The organism is Methanobrevibacter sp., from assembly GCA_022775905.1.
Lineage (GTDB): Archaea > Methanobacteriota > Methanobacteria > Methanobacteriales > Methanobacteriaceae > Methanocatella.
Map to the genome: position 1 here is coordinate 1 of JALFJX010000029.1, position 4,815 is coordinate 4,815.

Below are 4,815 nucleotides of genomic sequence, written 5' to 3' on the forward strand. Positions count from 1 at the left end.
GTCCATGTGACGGGTCTTTTTCTTTATGTATTTTTTTACATTTGACATCGTATAAAAAATATGGTATAATTTATATATATGATGAAGAGGTATATAATATGGATTTTAATAGCATTTTTAAGTATGGAGGCAAAGTAGACGTTCTAATTCGTTCAGCAGTGCCGCAAAATATTGGAGATAAGAGTTTTGGAGCGGGAGAACCCTATACGCTTATAAAAAATACTACTCTTAACTTTAGTTATGGTCAAAGTGATAAACAAGTTTCAAAGCTTGGAACACTTTTATACGATAATAACAACTATCCTGATTCGATTACTCTTCATGCAGTTCCTTTGACTGAGAAAATTTCAAAATTAATTTTTAAAGAGTGCGACGAGGCGGCACTTAAATCTTATACAGAGTATTTCACCGCGCAGGATGGAAAAATTTATTTGCATCATCCAGAAGCATTTAATTTATATGTATATAATGAAGATGGCTCTACAATGATTGGATTTGCGGAGCATAGTGAAAACGAAGTTACATCAGATAACTTTGTCGATGGTAACAAGTATTTATGTTTCTATGAATATGCGGTTGATCCTGACATGTCCAAATCATTCAATCTTGATACTCCTGATTTTGGATATTTTACATTAAATATTTGGGGAGAAGGTAATACGGATGACAATGGCGGTTCAATTTACCTAAAATTAGATAAGTGTTCTTTAAAAACTGGAAAAGAACTTTACTTTGATAATGCGGGTAGTAATACGGTAAATCTTACATTTAAGATCGTCTCTGATGATAGCCGCAAATATGATAAAAATTATTTTATAATTGAATAAAATTTAAAAAGGAGGAAGGAAGATGACTAATCAAGAAATAATTGAAAAGATTAACACTTTAATGAGCGAAAATGAAAATTTTTGTGATCTCCTTTTGGCGTTAAAAAATTTCAATAAAGAATATAAAAAGTCAGATTTTTATAAGAAAACAAGAATTTCTTTAAATCGTCTTGTAAGGCAGTATAGAGCATATTCATTTACTAATCTTGATGAAATTTTCGATCGTGTTCAAGAAAAAATCAACAATCTTGATTTATCTAATATTCAAAATATTGTTGATACTCTTGGTTTTAATACTGATCGCGAAATTGAAGATTTAAATAGCTCTTGGAATGGTTTAAAAGATCTTGTATCGATGGTGGCCGGCAAAACGACTCCAGAAGATAACAAGTAGAGGTTTTAGATGGCTGAAAATGGAATTGAATTAAAGGTTTATCTAGAACCTGAATTAAAGAAAGTTGAAAATATACAGAAGGAACTAGGTGAGATAGTTAAAAATTCAGGCGAAAAAGATATTCAGAAGAAGTTTGAGCAACTCCAAGCTAAATTAGTTGGTATTAGAGATGCGCTTGAAAAGCCTCTTTCTGAAAAAGCTTTTTCAAATCTTGGTGGTGAGTTAAAAAGCTTATTGTCGGGCTTTGGGCAACTTGCTGCAAAACTTGGTTCTCTTCCTACTGCAGTTCAAGCTAATTTAGCAAAGACTGAAAAACAACTTGATGATCTTGATAAACGTATTGAACAAACAACAAACTCTTTAAACGTAATTAAGAAAAGCGGTAAAATCGATAAAGATGGTACTTTCTTCCTTTATAAGAAAACCGCTGATAAACGTACTGAAAGTCAAGGTTTTACACGAATGGTTGCGTCGCAAGGCGCAAAACAGGGCGATCCAATTAAAAATTATGAATCGCTGCAAAAATATTATAAGCAACTTGAAAGTCTTGAACAACCTACAGAGGAAATCAAGAATCAAATGCTTGCAATACGCGGTTTCTTTGACAGTCTTAATAATGAAGTCAAAGATAATGCAAATCAATTTAAGCGTTTATCAGATACTCTTAATGATCTTAATCGTCAACGTCAAGAAAAGGTTGATGAATTAAATAAAGCCGCAGAAGATGCAAAAGATGGAGGCGGCGAATTAAGTGCTGATCAACTCAAAGCACAAGAAATTGTTAGTGCAACTATTAGTGGTAAGGTTGAAATTGATAACGCTATTGTGCAAGGTAAAGCTGCGGCAAAAGATAATGCAGTTACAACCCCAGATGAAGAAACGGTTGATGTTCCAAAACTTGCAGGTGAAACAAAGAAGGAAAATAAGAATACCGGTATTATTGGTAAGGCAGCAAAAAATCTTATTTCTTATACTGTTGTTCTTGGGACGATGAAGAAAGCTCTTCGTAATGCGGTTGAAACTATTCAAGTTCTCGATAAGGCATTAACCGAACAAGCAATGGTGTCTGGTATGACCCGTGAGCAAGTTTATGGACTATTGTCTTCTTATCAAGAGCTTGCTATGGCTTCTGGTGCTACAACTAAAGAAGTTGCGACTGTCGCAACTGAATTCTTCCGTCAAGGTAAAAGTTCAGAAGAAGCATTAACATTAACTGAAGCGGCCGTTAAAGCTGCAAAAGTGGCATCTATTAGTACTTCGGATTCTGTTGACTATTTAACAACCGCAATTAATGGTTTTAAGATGTCTGCACAAGATGCTATGGATGTATCAGATCGTTTCGCTGCATTGGCTGCATCTTCAGCAACAAGTTACGAAGAATTGGCTATTGCATTAAGTAAAACCGCATCACAAGCTAATTTGGCCGGCATGTCAATGGATTACACATTAGGTTTGTTGGCTAAAGGTATTGAAACTACTCGAGAGGCTCCTGAAACAATTGGTACAGCTTTAAAAACAGTTATTGCGCGTATGCGTGAAATTAGTGACTATGGTGAAACTCTCGATGGTGAAACAAATATTAACAATGTTGAACAAAACTTGTCATATGTTGGGATTCAATTACGCACTGTAAGCGGCGAATTGCGTTCAACAGAAGATGTTTTAGATGAATTGGGACGTAAATGGGATACATTGAGTTCTAACCAACAAGCAGCAATTGCGCGTTCATTAGCTGGTACTCGTCAACAATCACGTTTGATTTCAATGATGAATGATTATCAGCGTACTCTTGAATTAGTTCAGATTTCAGAACGTTCAAATGGCGCAACTGCAGCTCAAGCAGCGACATATATGCTTGGAATGGAAGCTGCGATTAATAAAGTAACTGTTGCGGGCGAAAAACTTATCACAGCATTAACAAATAGCGAAGCATTAATTTCTATTGTTGATTTTGTTGGCGAATTAGTTAATGGTATTGCAATTATGGCGGAAAACGAAGCATTTGTTTATACAACACTTGTCGCTATAGGTGCAGTTGGAGCAGTTATTTTAGCCAATAAAATCCGAGAAAAAATGTTAGATGCTCAAATTGCTGCATATAACATAGATATATTAAAACAAAAGAAAGAAGGTTTATCTAAAGGTAAAATTGCGTTAGCTCAAGAAAATGCTCTAACAGCTGCAGGAAAATTACGCAAGGCGATAGAACACAAGATAAGTGTTGAAAAAGAATATCAAGCAAAACTTGCTCAAGCAGAAAGAACTGGCGAACCTATTGAAGCTATTAAAGCAACATATACTGAAGAAATAGCCAAAGCAACTTTAGCTATTAATGAAGCTCAACAAGAATATAATATAGCTCAAGGAGAATCTTTAAGTCTTCAACAACAGTCTTTTGAAGTATCAAAAGATTTAAAAAGTAATTTATCAACTGTTCCTGGAATTATTGGATTGATTATTACTGGATTCCAAGCTCTTTTATTAAAACGAAAAGCCAATTTGGCATTACAAAAAAAAGAAAATGCAAATTTGACAACAGGAGTTCTACTTGAAACAGGTAAAAATGCTGCAGGATCAATTCCCGTTGCTGGTATTGCTATTGCGTTGGCTTGTTTAGCAGCAGCTGGTATTGCACTTGCTATTACTATTCCAAAATTAATTTCTAAAAATAGCAAGTCTGAAACAGAAAAAGCAACAGAAGATGTTCGATCTTTAAGTGCTGAAATTTATAATCTTCAAAAATCTACTACGGCAATTAAAACTGCAATTAGTGAATTTGAAAATCTTGATAAAAAAGTTATTAAGACAAAAGAAGATATTGAAGCAATGAATAAAGCACTTACTGAAGGTGGTAATGCTTTAACCGATGAACAAAAGAAATATTACAATACTCTTGGTGATAATCAAAAACTTGAATATTTGAAACAAGTTAAAGAAATAAATGAAAAAGCTATCGCACAAAAACGTGCACTTCAACTTCAAACAATAAATAACGCCGGAGCATCTGAGATGCTTAAAGAATCTTCAAATCAAGCCGTTGTTTTTGATATAATAACAGAAAAAGCTTATGAATATATAGATTCACTTAAAGAATTAGGCCAAATTACTTCTGAAGAAGCTGATAACATGAGTCGTTTTACTAAACAGCTTATTAGTAATATGGATGCTTATGAGCTTTATACAAATTATATTGATAAAAACTTTTCCGATCTTGGAAAAGGTGAAAGCAAGTCTAATATTAAAAGTACTTTAAGAAGCTATGGTTTAGACGATAGTGATGAAAACGCTAAGAAAATCAAAGAAAAAGGTTGAAGTGCTTTAACTGATATATATAAAGATAGCGCAGATCAAGGTAGAGTTGAGAAATTATTAACTGATGTCACAGGTGGTTTGACAAAAGATGATCTTGTTAAACAATGAGTTGGTAAGGTTGCTGATTCATCAATAGATATCAATGGTAAGGCTGTTTTAGCTTCTGATATTCTTACAACTGATGATTATGGCCTCCAAAATCAAATTGATGCATATCAAAAACTTGTAGAGAAATTTGGTGATACCTCTGAAGAAGTAAATGCTTTAAATGAAGAATTTGGT

The 4,815-nt window shown here is 33.7% G+C and carries 3 protein-coding genes; all 3 read left to right on the forward strand.

What is annotated here, in order from left to right:
* Positions 1–98 precede the first annotated feature (98 nt).
* The 3 genes from MR875_08675 to MR875_08685 are packed head-to-tail and all read left to right on the forward strand — an operon-like array spanning position 99 to position 4,533.
* Positions 99–827 (forward strand): hypothetical protein, encoded by a 729-nt coding sequence (locus tag MR875_08675; protein ID MCI6994909.1) that lies wholly within the window; start codon positions 99–101, stop codon positions 825–827.
* Between the two features lie 22 nt (positions 828–849).
* Positions 850–1,221, forward strand: coding sequence for a hypothetical protein (locus MR875_08680; GenBank protein MCI6994910.1), 372 nt, complete (start codon positions 850–852; stop codon positions 1,219–1,221).
* Between the two features lie 9 nt (positions 1,222–1,230).
* Complete coding sequence (locus MR875_08685; GenBank protein MCI6994911.1) at positions 1,231–4,533, forward strand: phage tail tape measure protein; 3,303 nt, start codon at positions 1,231–1,233, stop codon at positions 4,531–4,533.
* The last annotated feature ends 282 nt before the right edge of the window (positions 4,534–4,815 follow it).

Coding starts and splice junctions, on each gene's coding strand:
- MR875_08675 (MCI6994909.1), top strand. CDS start 99: ATGGATTTTAATAGCATTTTTAAGTATGGAGGCAAAGTAGACGTTCTA.
- MR875_08680 (MCI6994910.1), top strand. CDS start 850: ATGACTAATCAAGAAATAATTGAAAAGATTAACACTTTAATGAGCGAA.
- MR875_08685 (MCI6994911.1), top strand. CDS start 1,231: ATGGCTGAAAATGGAATTGAATTAAAGGTTTATCTAGAACCTGAATTA.